Genomic DNA, 13755 nt, shown 5'->3' with positions numbered 1-13755 from the left:
GCGGTATTGATTCCCGCTCCGGGTCATGCGTCGCCCGTCGTACCGCCCCTTGTTGTACCCACCAATGCCCGTTTTGTCACATCTGGCAGCAGATGTCACCCAGCGTCTCCCTTTATTGAGTACGCAGTAACGGTCCGCCTGGCAGGCCAAAGGCGTACACTACCGGCCCTTCGCTTCAACGTCTAAATTTGTTCGGAACTCGTTCGCCAGATCGGCCCGCGGGCCCCTCCGGCCGCCGCCCGACCGCGCTCAGATCCTTTCCGGAACAGGATTCCCCGCCGCCTCCACCGCGCGGCGCACCGGCACCCGCGCGAGCAGCACGAATCCCAGTGCGAAGAAGACGACCAGCGAGATGATCGCATCGCGATAACTGCCCGTGACCTGGTACGTCATACCGAAGACCAGCGGGCCCACCCAGCTCAGGCCACGGTCGCTCATCTCGTACGCGGAGAAGTACTCGGCCTCCTTGCCCGCCGGGACGAGGTGCGAGAACAGCGAGCGCGAGAGCGCCTGGCTGCCGCCCAGCACCAGTCCGATCATCGACGCGAGTGCGAAGAACCACACCGGCGTACGGGCCGGCAGGAAGTACCCGGCGGCCAGGGTGAGCCCCCAGGCGGCCAGCGAACCGAGGATCGTCCGCTTGGCGCCGTACGAACGGGCCAGACGGCCCATCCCCAGCGCGCCCGCCACGGCGAGCACCTGGACCAGCAGCACCGCCACGATCAGCGTCGACTGCTCCAGCTCCAGCTCCTCCGAACCGTAGATCGAGGCCTGGGAGATCACCGTCTGCACGCCGTCGTTGTAGATCAGGTACGCCAGCAGGAACGAGAGGGTCAGCGGATAGCGCCGCATGTCCTTCAGCGTCGCGATCAGCTGCCGCCAGCCGCTGACGGCCGGACCCGTGTGCGCCTCCCGGACCACCGTCCGGTCGCGCAGCCGGCGCAGCGGAATGATCGCGAAGGCTCCCCACCACAGACCGGCCGAGGCCAGGCAGATGCGCACCGCCATGCTCTCGGAGAGGCCGAAGGAATCGTGGCCCTGGAACAGGACCAGGTCGAGCACCAGGACGAAGGCGCCCGAGGTGTAGCCGAAGGCCCAGCCCCGCGAGGAGACGGTGTCCCGCTCGTCCGGCCCGGCGATCTGCGGCAGGTAGGCGTTGTACAGCACCATCGAGACCGCCAGCGCGGCGTTCGCCACGATCAGCAGCAGCCCGCCCAGCAGGTACCGGTCGCCGTCCAGGAAGAACATCCCGGCCGTGGCCGCGGCCCCCGTGTACGCCGCCGCCGCGAGCAGCGGCTTCTTTCGGCCGCCCCGGTCGGCGACCGCGCCCACCAGCGGCATGATCAGGACGGCCACGATCACCGAGGCCGACACCGCGTACGCGAAGAACGACCCGGCGCGCACCGGTATGCCCAGCGGGTGGACGTAGCCGTGGGCGTCCGCGGCGGCCTCGGCCACCGCCGTCAGGTACGGCCCGAGGAACACCGTGAGCACGCTCGTCGAATACACCGAGCACGCGAAGTCGTAGAAGTACCAGCCGTGCTGTTCCCGCTTGCGCGCGGCCGCCTCCGCTCTCGCGGCGCCGTCCCCGTCGCTCCCGCTCGCGCCGTCCCCCGCACCGGGTTCCGTTTCCGCTGTGGTCCGCGCACTCATCAGTGCCCCCTCGCTGGTCCCCGTACCGCACGGCCCGCCGCGCCCCGCGCGGCGGCGTGCGGGCCTGTCAGGCCCAGGCCCCGCGGCGCTCCAGCACCGTGCGCAAGATGTCGATCCGGTCGGTCATGATGCCATCGACACCCAGGTCCAGGAGCGCCTCCATACGTTCCGGTTCGTTCACGGTCCAGACGTGTACCTGGAGTCCCCGCGCGTGCGCGGTGCGTACGAAGCGCCGGTCGACCACGCGGATGCCCGACTGGACCTCCGGAACCTGCGCCGCCACCGCGCCCACGCGCAGCGCCGCCGGGATCGCGTACGAGCGCAGCCGCAGCCCCAGCACGCCCCGCACCCCGTACGAGGTGGCCAGCCGCGGCCCCGCGATCCGCTGCGCCCGGGCCACCCGCCCCTCCGAGAACGAGCCCACGCACACCCGGTCCCACGCCCCCGTCCGCGCGACCAGGTCGATCAGCGGGAACAGCGCCGGCTCGGCCTTGACGTCGATGTTCCAACGGGCGTCGGGGAACTCCTCCAGCAGCTCCTCGAACAGCGGCAACGGCTCGCTCCCGGCCACCCGCGCCGCGCGCACCGCGCTCCACGGCAGCTCGCCGATCCGGCCCCGGGCGTCGGTGACCCGGTCCAGCGTCGCGTCGTGGAAGGCGACGAGCCGCCCGTCGGCGGTCGCGTGGACATCGGTCTCGAAGTACCGGTAACCCGCGGCGGCGGCCCGCCGGAAGGCGGCGGCGGTGTTCTCCAGCCCGTCCGCGGCCCCGCCGCGGTGCGCGAAGGGAAGCGGAGCCGGGTGGTCCAGGTAGGGGTGCCGAAGGCGTACGTGCGTCACGGCGGCAGTATGCACCGGCCGGGGCGGCTCCGCCTCGGCCGGTCCGCCTCCGGCCCGGTCGCGGCACGCCCCGGGGCCGGACGGCTCCGGAGGGTGGGTGCCCCCTGGCCGGGGTGGCTCCCGGCGTGACACCCTGGGCCGCAGAACCAAGCCAATCCCGGCCGCGGAACCCCCGCTCCGGGGCCAATCCTTCGAAGGTGGACCGGACAGCATGGCTCAGTGGACCTCCGCGGTGGGTGCCGCGCAGCTCGCCCGGCTCATCACCTCCCAGCAGCCGCAGCCCGCGGCGCCCGGCGCGCGCAAGCCGCCCGCCTACCGCTCGCTCGCCGACGGGATCCGGCTGCTGGTCCTGGAGGGCCGGGTGCCGGTCGCGGCCCGGCTGCCCGCCGAGCGCGAGCTGGCCGTCGCCCTCTCGCTCAGCCGCACCACGGTCGCCGCCGCCTACGAGGCCCTGCGCTCCGAGGGGTTCCTGGAGTCCCGGCGCGGCGCCGGGAGCTGGACCTCCGTCCCGGCCGGGAACCCGCTGCCCGCCCGCGGCCTGGAACCGCTGCCGCCGGAGGCCCTCGGCTCCATGATCGACCTCGGCTGCGCGGCCCTCCCGGCCCCCGAGCCCTGGCTGACCAAGGCCGTCCAGGGAGCCCTCGAGGAGCTGCCGCCGTACGCGCACACCCACGGGGACTACCCGGCGGGCCTGCCCGCGCTGCGCCGGATGCTCGCCGACCGCTACACCGAGCGCGGCATCCCGACCATGCCCGAGCAGATCATGGTCACCACCGGGGCGATGGGCGCGATCGACGCCATCTGCAGCCTGTTCGCGGGCCGCGGCGAGCGGATCGCGGTGGAGTCCCCCTCCTACGCCAACATCCTCCAGCTCATGCGCGCCGCCGGGGTCCGGCTGGTCCCCGTCGCCATGGCGGGCGGCCCCGGCGGCTGGGACATGGGGACCTGGCGCCAGGTGCTGCGCGACGCCGCGCCGCGCCTCGCGTACGTCGTCGCCGACTTCCACAACCCGACCGGGGCGCTGGCCTCCGAGGAGCAGCGCCGCGAGATGGTCGAGGCGGCCCGCTCGGCCGGCACCGTCCTGGTCGTGGACGAGACCATGGCCGAGCTGCGGCTGGATCCCGAGCTGGAGATGCCCCGGCCGGTCTGTTCCTTCGACCCCTCGGGCAGCACCGTCGTCACGGTCGGCTCCGCCAGCAAGGCGTTCTGGGCGGGCATGCGGATCGGCTGGGTGCGGGCCGCCCCCGACGTCATCCGCAGTCTGGTCGCCGCCCGCGCGTACGCCGACCTCGGCACCCCGGTGCTGGAACAGCTCGCGGTGAACTGGCTGATGCGCACCGGAGGCTGGGAGGAGGCGGTGGAGATCCGCCGCACCCAGGCCCGGGAGAACCGGGACGCGCTGGTCGCGGCCGTGCGCCGGGAGCTGCCGGACTGGGAGTTCGTGGTGCCGGGCGGCGGGCTGACGCTGTGGGCCCGGGCGGGCGGGCTGTCCGGGTCCCGGCTGGCCGAGGTGGGGGAGCGGGTCGGCGTCCGCGTCCCGTCGGGCCCCCGGTTCGGGGTGGACGGGGCCTTCGAGGGCTACGTACGGCTGCCCTTCACGGTCGGCGGCCCGCTGGCCGACGAAGCCGCGTCCCGGCTGGCGGCCGCGGCCCGTCTGGTCGGCACCGGCGCGGGCGGCAGCGGAGCGGAACCCCCGCGCACGTTCGTCGCGTAAGCCCCCGAAGTCCTACGGCGCGTCGGCCGCGACCTCGGGGATCTCGGAGGCGTCGATCGAGGAGCCCTGGGCCGGGGCCCGGTCCGGGTGCCGGCGCGGCGGCTTCGACAGGGTGGTGCCGTGCGCCCGTTCGGGGAGCAGCTCGCGCACGGCCTGGCGGTGCACCGGGTGCGCCGCGTCGTCGTACGGGTCCGGGGTGGCGGGCACCTGGAGCCGGTGCACGGGACCGGAGCCGAGCCGGGCGTAGCCGCGGCCGGGCGGGACCTGCGCGGTCGGGGTGGTGTGCGGGGGCAGCCCCAGCACCTCGGCGATCTGCGGGATCGCGGCGGGCCCGAGCACCACCCGGGCCCGGGTGTGCTGCCACACGGCGTCGCCCAGCAGCTCCAGGTGGTCGAACTGCTCGGCCACCACCACCGTCACGTTCGCCGCCCGCCCGTGCCGCAGCGGCACCTGGAGCAGCGCCAGCGGATCGCGGTGCCCCTCGGCCGCCGCGAGGTGGCCGAGCACGCTGGGCCGGTCCAGCAGGATCCACAGCGGGCGCCGCGTGTCTTCGGGCGCCGGCCGTCCCGCCTCGCGGGCCCGGTGCCCGGCGATCAGCCGCCGTTCGGTTTCCTGGGCGGCCCAGTCGAGGGTCGCGTGCGCCCCGGCCGGCCCGCTCTCCACGGCGAGTACGCCCGTACGCCCCGAGAGGCAGGAGTACTCGCCGCTGCCGCCGCCCTCGACCACCAGGACGTCGCCGCCGTGCCGCAGGGCCTGCAGGGCGATCGAGCGCAGCAGCGTCGAGGTGCCGCTGCCGGGCTGGCCGACGGCGAGCAGGTGGGGTTCGGCGGAGCGCGGGCCGGTCCGCCAGATCACCGGCGGCGCGTCCCGGGTCTCCTCGCCGTCCGTCACCGGCAGGGTCCGCTGGACCGAGGCGGCGTCGGTGAAGCCGAGGACGGTCTCGCCGGGCGTGGTCACGAAGGGCTGGGCGGCGATGCTCGTGGGCAGCGCCGCCAGCACGTTCAGGTCGAGCTGATTGCCCTCCTCGTCCCAGTCGAAGAGGTACTCCCGCCCGCGCCCCGACTTGGCGTGCAGCAGGGACTCGATCCGGGCCCGCGAGGAGGGCTCGCCGTCGGTGAAGTACGCGGGGTAGCGGATCCGCAGCCGGGTGATCCGGCCCGCCCCGTCGAACGCGTAGTCGCTGAAGGCCTTGTCCCACTCCCCGCCGTGGGCGAAGAGCGGGGTGGGGTCCTCCGGGATGGAGAAGTACGGGACGAGCGCCTCGTAGAGGGAGGCGAGCCGCTCGGTCTCCGCCTCGCCGGGTCCGGTCTGCGCCGGCGTGCGGTCACGCCCGTGCCACGCGGCCGCCGCCATGAGGGTGATCAGGGCGGTCAGCGGTCCGTACGGCACGAGCGCGACCACCAGCACGCAGGCCGCCCCCAGGAACAGCGCGGGACCACGCTTGTCCTTGGGGGTGGCGGCCCACCTGCGCCGCCCGGCCGAGGCCAGGACGCGCAGGCCGCGCCCGATGGTCAGCAGCGGATGGAGGACGTCCGTGGCGTTGTCGGCGGCCGTGCGAGCGAGGTCGCGACCCCTGCTCAGCGAGGCGTTGCCGCTGATGAGGATGCGGGGAAGTGGGCGCCGGGCCACGGGCGTCTCCTGGAGTTTTCGCGTGCTGCTGGTGTGGGTCGGGGCGGGGGCGGGGGCGGGGGCGGTCAGAGCTTGATGCCGCCGAGGAGGCTCGCGAGGCTGGCCGTACTGGCCGTGATGCTCGGAGCGATGGCCGATCCGGCGAGGAAGAAGCCGAACAGCGCGCAGACGAACGCGTGGGACAGCTTCATCCCGTCCTTCTTGAAGAAGAGGAAGCAGATGATGCCGAGCAGGACGACACCTGAGATGGACAGGACCATGAAGCTCTCCAAGCTCTCCTGGTGCGGGTGGGGACAGTCACCATCAGTTGTTCCAGGCTCACAGGAAGTATCAATGCGATAAAAGGTGCAGATGGGTGATTCCTGTAATTTTTCACCGATCTGGACCAGTCGAGCCGGCTCCGCCCCTGCTCCGGACCCGCTCCGGTGGTCCTCCGCTGGTGCTCCGGTGGCGCTCCCGCCCCGGGGGTGATCTTTGCCTCGGTCCCGCCCCGTCATGTCCCGGTGTGGGCAGTACTCTGTCGATTCACCCGTACGGACGTGGCGCCGTGCGTTCCCCTGCCCGCCCGGCCTGGGGAAACTTCACGCCAGGCAGCGAATGAGAGGCGGTACGACCCGATGAGCGAGCGCGCCGAGAACGGCCACCCGGACGTCCCCGAGGGTCCCGACGAGGACGTCATCGAGCTGGCCACCAAGATCTTCGACCTGGCCCGCCAGGGCGACACCGCGACGCTCACCGCGTACCTCGACGCGGGCGTCCCGGCGAACCTCACCAACGACCGGGGCGACACCCTGGTCATGCTCGCCGCCTACCACGGCCACGCCGAGGCCGTCACGGCCCTGCTGGCCCGCGGCGCCGAGGGCGACCGCGCCAACGACCGCGGCCAGACCCCGCTCGCCGGAGCCGTCTTCAAGGGTGAGGAATCCGTCATCCGCGCCCTCCTCGCCGGGGGAGCCGACCCGAACGCGGGCACGCCGTCGGCCGTGGACACCGCGCGCATGTTCGGAAAGGCCGACTTGCTCGAACTCTTCGGAGCCAAGTAGTCCGTTTCCACGGGGGCGTACATCCCGGGTTGGTCACGGCGGCCTTAAATGTGGTCGCGGTGCACAAACCGGCTGGGTCATCATGGCGACGGATTCGATTCGCGAATCAGGCGGACGGGCAGGAACGGGCAGGACAAGACAGGTCCCCGCCCGGTCCGGCCGTCGGGCGCGACGCACCGAGAGAGTGAGAAGGCAATGGTCTACATCGAGCGGAACAAGACGGCGAACGTCCTCACATGCTGTTACGCGGCCCTGTGAATCCCGATTCCCGGTCGCGTCCCCAGCTTGATTTGAGGCCACTCCCATGTTCGAACCAGTCATAGCGCCGAGCGGGACCCTGCTCGGTCTCCTCCAGCGCGGCCGCGGTGACGGCACGCTGCACGCGCTCGCCGCGCCCCGGGCGGAGGCCCTCGCGGCCCTCAACCAGTGCGTACTGCGCGATCCGCGCCAGGACTGGCAGGTCGAGAACCGCTCCCTGTACTACGCCCGGCTGTACCTGGACCTCAGCGGTCCGCTCGGCGAGATCGAGGCGCACCTCTTCAGCGCCGAAGACCTCCTCGACGACGGCGAGGGCCGCACCGGGCTCGCCCTGTCCGTCCTCGGCCACCTGGCCTCGTACGGCCGCGACGACGCGCTGATGCTGCTGCGCCGCTACGCCGCCGCCGGCTCGAACTGGGCCTGGGCCCTCGACGAGCTCGCGCTGCGCGACGACGACGCCGGGCTGCGCGCCCTGGCCAGGCCCGTCCTGGCCCGGTTCCCCGACACCGCCGAGGGCGGGGCGCTGCTGGCGGCCGCCGTCCGCGACGCGTACGAACCGCGCCCGTGGTGCCTGTGGGAAGAGGGCCCCGAGTTCGGCGAGCGGCTGCGCGCCGCCCGTCAGCAGGGCTCCTTCGACCGCTGGCAGCGGCAGCTGACCCCCGCCGGGCCGCGCCCGGGCTGGGGCGTCCAGGCCGTCTTCGACTGGGCCGAGGACGGGCTGCGCCGCGGTACGCCGCTGCACGTGCCCGCGGCCCGCTGCCTGGCCGCCGTCGCGAGCCCCGAGGACCGCTCGGCGATCCTGGCCGCCGCGGCGGGCGCCTCGGGCGAGGCCGCCCGCGCCACGGCCCTGCACCACCTCGTCCTGGCCGAGCCGGACAACCCGGCCGTCCTCGACCTGATCGAAGCCGCCGGCGACGAACCGGCCGTGGCCGCGTACGAGCGCATGTGCGGCCCCGCCGCCGTCTCCCGGGCCCGCGCCTGGGTGCACCGCCCCGACGCCCTGGGCGCGGCCGCGGCGGCCCTCCTGGCCGCCCGTGGCGACGCCGAGGACGCTCCGCTGGTGCTCGGCGCGCTGCGGGCCACCGTCCGCGCGGACGGGCCCGACACGGTGCGGCTCTTCACCCTGGTGGACGGGGCGGGACGGCTCGCCATCGGCTGCGCCGCGCCCGTACTGCGGCACGTCTACCGCGAGACGGCCTCCTCCCACCTGCGCGGCCGCGCGGCCCGGGCGCTGGCCAGCACCGACCCGTCCTTCGCGGCGGGCTTCGCGGTCGAGTGCCTGTGGGACTGCGAGGAGACCACCCGCGAGGTGGCCGCCCACCACGCCGAGACCGCCGACGCCCGCGTCGCCCCGCGCCTGCGCCGCCTGGCGACGGACCCGGCGGAAGAGGAAGACGTCCAGTCGGCCGTCCGCAACCGGATCGCCCCGGAATCGGCCGTGTAACCGCGGCAGCGGGGGCGAAACCATGTCTCAGGCGGGCCCTCAAACGCCGGGCGGCTGGGTCTGCCCGGCTCGCCCCGGAGCAGCCCCCGAGGGTGCCGCGCACGGCCCGAGCCAACCGGATCGCCGCTGAACGGCGGCCGATCGAGATCGGTCGTGCAGCGGCGGCGGCGCGGGGCGGGACTGTGCCTCCGGCGGGCCCTCAAACGCCGGGCGGGCTGGATTTGCCCGGCCCGCCCCGGAGCGGCCCCCGAGGGTGCCGCGCACGGCGCCGAGCGAACCGGACCGCCGTGCGCAGGTGAACCAGTGTCCCGGCCGCACCGATGCCCGTCCCGGAGACGCGGGGCGCCGACGGGCGGCGCGCTTGACGGGGCCGTACCGCCTCGCTTCTGGTCGGGCCGGCTGCGGCCAAACCCAGCCCGCCCGGCGTTTGAGGGCCGACGGGTAGCGCGGCTGGTGGGGCAGCGTCTCGGATCCGGCCCGGCTGGGCCCATATCCAGCCTGCCCGGCGTTTGAGGGCCCGCCGGAGGCCTCTCGGCGAGTTCGTCGCCGGATGGCCGGGGTCGGTTCCAGCGTGTGCGGGGCTTGGGGGCCGACGGGTGGCCCGGCTGATGGGGCGCCGCCTCGGGTGGGCCCCATTCCAGCCCGCCCGGCGTTTGAGGGCCGACGGGTAGCGCGGCTGGTGGGGCAGCGTCTCGGATCCGGCCCGGCTGGGCCCATATCCAGCCCGCCCGGCGTTTGAGGGCCCGCCGGAGGCCTCTCGGCGAGTTCGTCGCCGGATGGCCGGGGCCGATTCCAGCGTGCGCGGGGCTTGGGGGCCGACCGGTGGCCCGGCTGATGGGGCGCCGCCTCGGTTGGGCCCCATTCCAGCCCGCCCGGCGTTTGAGGGCCGACGGGTAGCGCGGCTGGTGGGGCAGCGTCTCGGATCCGGCCCGGCTGGGCCCACATCCAGCCCGCCCGGCGTTTGAGGGCCCGCCGGAGGCATGGGATGCCGAGCGGCTCGGTCGCCACCCCGGGCCCGGTCAGCCCAGGGGGGTGAAGCGGACCGGGATACCCGGCCGGGCCTGCGCCGCGAGGTGCAGCGCCTCCGCCGGGACCACGCCGAGCACGGGATAGCCGCCCGTCACCGGATGATCGGCCAGGAACACCACCGGCATCCCGTCCGGCGGCACCTGCACCGCCCCGAGCACCATCCCCTCGCTCGGCAGCTCACCGCCCCGCACCCGCACCAGCGGCGGCCCGCCCTCCGTGCGCAGCCCGATCCGGTTGCCCGCCGAAGAGACCCGGTACGACGACCGCCCCAGCGCCGCCACCGACGCGGCGGTGAACCAGTCGGCCCGCGGCCCGAGCAGCACCGGCAGGACCAGCTCCGCCGGTGGCGCCGGCAGCCGCGGCGTGTCCGCCCCCCGGACCGGCCCCTCGGGCACCCCCACCGGCAGGACGGCCCCCGCCCGAAGGACCGCCGGCCCCAGCCCGGACAGCAGATCGGTCGACCGGCTCCCCAGCACCGCCGGGACCGCGAAACCCCCGCGCACCGCCACGTACGCCCGCACCCCGCCCAGCGCGGGCCCGACGTCCAGCACCTCCCCGGCCGCGAGGCGCACGGGCGCGCTCCAGGCCGCCGGGCGCCCCGCCGCCCGTACCGCGCACGGCGCGCCCGTGACCGCGACGGTGACCGGGCCGAGGGCCCGCAGCGCGACCCCGTCCAGAGTGGTCTCCAGGGTCGCGGCCCCGGACGGGTTGCCCAGCAGCCGGTTCGCGAGGGCGTGCGCGGGAGCGTCGAGCGCACCGGAGCGCGGCACCCCGAGGTGCGCGTACCCGGCCCGGCCGAGATCCTGCACGGTGCTCAGCGCCCCGGCCCGCACGACCACCAGGCCCGCCCCGCCGAGGCCCGCCCCGCCCGTCACGCGCCCGCCTCCACGAACCGGACCCGCACGCCCGGTGCGAACAGCGCCGCGGGTTCGCGCGCCGGGTCCCACAGCACCGCGTCGGTGGACCCGATCAGCTGCCAGCCGCCGGGGGAGGAGCGCGGGTACACGCCCGCGTACTCGCCCGCCAGCGCGAGCGACCCCGCCGGGACGGACGTCCGGGGGCTGGCCCGCCGGGGCGGATGGAACCGCTCCGGGAGCCCCGTCAGGTAGCCGAAGCCGGGCGCGAAACCGCAGAAGGCCACCCGGAACTCCGTCCCGCCCACGATCTCCGGCACCCGCGCGGCCGGTACGTCCCACAGCGCGGCCACCTCGGCCAGGTCCGGCCCGTCGTAGCGCACCGGCACCCGTACCAGCGGCCCGTCGGCCGGAGCGAGCGGCGGCACCCGCCAGCCGCCGATCCGGGCGGCGAGCGCGGCGGGCTCCCGTACGCCGTCCAGCAGTACCGTCCGCGCGGCCGGCACGATCTCCCGTACGTCGCCCAGCTCGCCCGCGGCGCGACGGCGCAGCAACTCCGCGTGGAGGGCCGCCACCCCGGCCGCCGAACCGAGCTCGCACAGCAGCGCGTCCCGGCCCACGCGCAGCACCCGTGGGACGGCGACGGCGACGGCGCTCACGCGAAGGCCGCCATCCGCACCCCGGCGCCGCCCAGGGCGTCCCGTACCCGCGCGGCCAGTTCCGCCGCCCCCGGCGTGTCCCCGTGCAGGCACAGCGACCGGGCCGCGACCACCACCCGGGACCCGTCGACGGCCGTCACCGCACCCCCGGCGGCCAGTGCCAGGGCCTGCGCCACCACCGCCTCGGCCGTGCCCAGCACCGCCCCCGGCCGGTCGCGCGGCACCAGGGTCCCGCCGGGCGCGTACGCGCGGTCGGCGAAGGCCTCCGGGACGGCGGTCAGCCCCGCCTCCGCGGCGGCCGCCAGCAGCAGCGAGCCGGGCAGACCGAGCACCGGCAGGTCGGCCCCGGCCCCCGCGGCCAGCCGCACGCCCTCGATCACCGCGCCCGCCTGCGCCGCGTCGTGCACGGTGCGGTTGTACAGCGCGCCGTGCGGCTTCACGTACGACACCCGTGACCCGGCGGCCCGTGCGAAGACGTCCAGCGCTCCGATCTGGTAGGCCACCTCGGCCGCCAGCTCGCCCGGCGGCACCTCCATCGCCCGCCGCCCGAACCCGGCCAGATCGCGGTAGGAGACCTGCGCCCCGATCCGGACGCCCCGCTCGGCGGCCAGCTCACAGACCCGCCGCATGATCGACGGGTCCCCGGCGTGGAAACCGCAGGCCACGTTGGCGCTGGTCACCACCGACAGCAGCGCCTCGTCGTCGGTGAGCGTCCAGCGGCCGAACCCCTCGCCCAGATCGGCGTTGAGGTCGATGACGGGTCCGGTCGCGTCCGGCGCGGGGCCTTCGGAGGTGATCGCGGATGTGATCATGGATGCCATGCGGCGAGCGTAGAACAGCGGCGGGCGCGGAACAGCGGCTCGCGCGAACCAGGCCACGGAACCGCGGCGAACGCGGAACGGGCGCGGGCGCGGGCGCGTCCGCGGGCCGGGCGGACGATCCGGCCGAACCATGCCGTTTGGGATGTTGTCCGTGTCACCGCCTAGTCTTTCCGTCGTGACTTTCCCTGCCCCGGCGAAGACCCGTCCCTCCCCGGCGCCGGGCCCGGCCGCCGACGAAGGCCTGGCCAGGCGCCTGCGCGCGCTCGCCTGCACCGCGCCGCTGCACGACCTCGACGTGCGCAAGGCCAACCTCGCCGGCGAGTACGGCGGCTACGCCATGGCCGAGGTCGCGCTCGCCGCGATCGACCTGGTCACGCTGAACATGGACTTCGACACGGGCGCGGACCACGAGCAGATGGTGGCCCGGCTGCTGCCCCGCGTCGCCGCCCAGGCCCCCGCCCGTCCGGCCGCGGAGCACGAGCGGGTGGCCCGCTGGGTCCTGGAGAACCTGATCAACGTCGGCAGCGTCGACCGCGGCTTCCGCGCGATCTACGGCACCTTCGGGCCCGACGGGGTCTACGTCCGGCGCGACTACGACTTCAAGCTCATCGAGGAAGTCCCCGGCTACGGCGGCGCCGTCTACCTGCGCACCACCGACGAGGCCGTCAACGTCCTCGTCGGCGCGCTCGACACCGATGTCACCAGCGCCCAGATCGCCGCCGAGGTGAAGCTCGAGGTGCTGATCAGCCGGGGCCGGCTCGCCGACGCCCAACTGGCCGCCGAGCAGGCCCGCTACCGCACCGTGCAGTACGCCGAGACCCTGCGCCGGACCCTGGACGCGACCCGGCGCAACGTGCGCGCCGTGGACTGGCTCCAGGCCGTCCCGGACATGATCGCGGAGGCGCTGGACCACGTCGCCGACCGCTACCGGCACGAGAACGCGATCCTCACCAACATCCGCAAGGCCCGCGACGAGACCGAGGAGCCCGAGAACAAGCGGCGCGCCGCCGAGCTCGTCGACATCGTCAAGGACTGCATCCGCCGCCACACGCAGCTGCAGTCCCGGCTGCTCGACGCGGGGCCGCTCTTCCGCGCCGAACAGGACCGCCAGGCCTTCGCCGCCCCCGCGCCGCGCTCCGGCATCGACCTGTACGGGCAGCTCGTCGCGCCCCTGCTGCCGCTGCCGGTGTCCCGGGCGTGCCGGGTCACGGACGCGTTCTTCGCCGCCGGGGCCGGTCTGCGCAACCCCGTCTCGGTGCGGGTCACCGACCTCGTGGAGATCCTGCTGACCCCGCCCGTCGAGCGCGAACACCTCGGCGTGGAGATGCCCGAGCCGGACCTGATCGCCACCCCCGACGACAGCCGGTTCAGCGAGGAACAGCTGGCCACCGCCATGCGGCTGCTGGACCTGCCGCACGACGCCCCGCGCCGCCTGTCCGGCCTGCTCGCCGAGGCCCGGCTGCTCGACCCGGACCTGCCGTACCTGGTCGCGCTGCTCGCCGTACACGCCGCGAGCCCGGCCGTCGGCACGGCGTACCGCCAGGGCGAGGAGCGGCTGCTCTTCGCGGTGGACGACGGCACGGACCTGGACGACCCGGAATTCGGCGGCGCCGATCTCATCGTGGGCACGGCCCTCCTGGACGCCGCCGCCATGACCGCGGACCGTACGGAAGCCGCATGACCCGCCCCCCGCGCCCCGCGGCGACGCGCCCGCGCCCCACCCCCGGGCGCCTCCCCTTCGTGCTGTGCGGGTCCGGTTCCGGGTCGGGACCGCGCGGGTCTCAGTGGTCGGAGTAGTTGAAGTCGCCCACGG

Annotated in this window: 11 protein-coding genes; 4 read left to right on the top strand and 7 right to left on the bottom strand. The window is 75.0% G+C overall.

What is annotated here, in order from left to right:
* Positions 1-249: 249 nt before the first annotated feature.
* Positions 250-1653 carry an MFS transporter gene (locus ABT084_RS29455; protein WP_351050186.1) on the bottom strand — a complete coding sequence of 468 codons (1404 nt, stop codon included), beginning with the start codon at positions 1651-1653 and terminating at the stop codon, positions 250-252.
* A 67-nt stretch (positions 1654-1720) separates the two neighbouring features.
* The gene (locus ABT084_RS29450) at positions 1721-2491 is read right to left on the bottom strand and encodes a glycerophosphodiester phosphodiesterase family protein (protein ID WP_351050184.1); all 771 of its coding nucleotides are present in this window, start codon (positions 2489-2491) and stop codon (positions 1721-1723) included.
* A gap of 211 nt (positions 2492-2702) precedes the next feature.
* Between ABT084_RS29450 and ABT084_RS29445 the strand changes: the two genes are divergently transcribed.
* The gene (locus ABT084_RS29445; RefSeq protein WP_351050181.1) at positions 2703-4205 is read left to right on the top strand and encodes an SCO1417 family PLP biosynthesis transcription factor; all 1503 of its coding nucleotides are present in this window, start codon (positions 2703-2705) and stop codon (positions 4203-4205) included.
* Positions 4206-4217: 12 nt separating this feature from the next.
* Here the strand turns inward: ABT084_RS29445 and ABT084_RS29440 are convergent, their stop codons facing one another.
* Entirely contained in the window at positions 4218-5834 is a 1617-nt protein-coding gene (locus ABT084_RS29440; RefSeq protein ID WP_351050179.1) for a putative type IV secretion/conjugal transfer ATPase, read from the bottom strand.
* A 65-nt stretch (positions 5835-5899) separates the two neighbouring features.
* Positions 5900-6094 (bottom strand): hypothetical protein, encoded by a 195-nt coding sequence (locus ABT084_RS29435; RefSeq protein ID WP_008743136.1) that lies wholly within the window; start codon positions 6092-6094, stop codon positions 5900-5902.
* Positions 6095-6451: 357 nt separating this feature from the next.
* Here ABT084_RS29435 and ABT084_RS29430 point away from each other — a divergent pair, with 357 nt between their 5' ends.
* A complete protein-coding gene (locus tag ABT084_RS29430) occupies positions 6452-6877 on the top strand; it encodes an ankyrin repeat domain-containing protein (protein ID WP_351050176.1) in 426 nt (141 codons plus the stop codon).
* A 304-nt stretch (positions 6878-7181) separates the two neighbouring features.
* Positions 7182-8579, top strand: a complete 1398-nt coding sequence (locus tag ABT084_RS29425; protein WP_351050174.1) for a HEAT repeat domain-containing protein — start codon at positions 7182-7184, stop codon at positions 8577-8579.
* A gap of 1019 nt (positions 8580-9598) precedes the next feature.
* Here ABT084_RS29425 and ABT084_RS29420 read toward each other — a convergent pair.
* From ABT084_RS29420 to ABT084_RS29410, 3 genes are read right to left on the bottom strand one after another with little or no spacing between them, the layout of a single operon-like run.
* Positions 9599-10483, bottom strand: a complete 885-nt coding sequence (locus tag ABT084_RS29420; RefSeq protein WP_351050172.1) for a 5-oxoprolinase subunit C family protein — start codon at positions 10481-10483, stop codon at positions 9599-9601.
* Entirely contained in the window at positions 10480-11121 is a 642-nt protein-coding gene (locus ABT084_RS29415; RefSeq protein WP_351050169.1) for a 5-oxoprolinase subunit B family protein, read from the bottom strand. Before ABT084_RS29415 ends, ABT084_RS29420 begins: the two co-directional genes overlap by 4 nt.
* The gene (locus ABT084_RS29410; protein ID WP_351050260.1) at positions 11118-11933 is read right to left on the bottom strand and encodes a LamB/YcsF family protein; all 816 of its coding nucleotides are present in this window, start codon (positions 11931-11933) and stop codon (positions 11118-11120) included. Before ABT084_RS29410 ends, ABT084_RS29415 begins: the two co-directional genes overlap by 4 nt.
* Positions 11934-12072: 139 nt before the next feature.
* On the opposite strand from ABT084_RS29410, the gene ABT084_RS29405 reads away from it, so the two are divergent.
* Positions 12073-13623, top strand: a complete 1551-nt coding sequence (locus tag ABT084_RS29405) for a hypothetical protein (RefSeq protein ID WP_351050166.1) — start codon at positions 12073-12075, stop codon at positions 13621-13623.
* The last annotated feature ends 132 nt before the right edge of the window (positions 13624-13755 follow it).

Source organism: Streptomyces sp. NPDC002138 (assembly GCF_040296485.1).
Classification (GTDB): Bacteria; Actinomycetota; Actinomycetes; order Streptomycetales; family Streptomycetaceae; genus Streptomyces.
The sequence above is the reverse complement of the archived record's forward strand: the minus strand, read 5'-3'. Positions and strand labels throughout refer to the sequence as shown.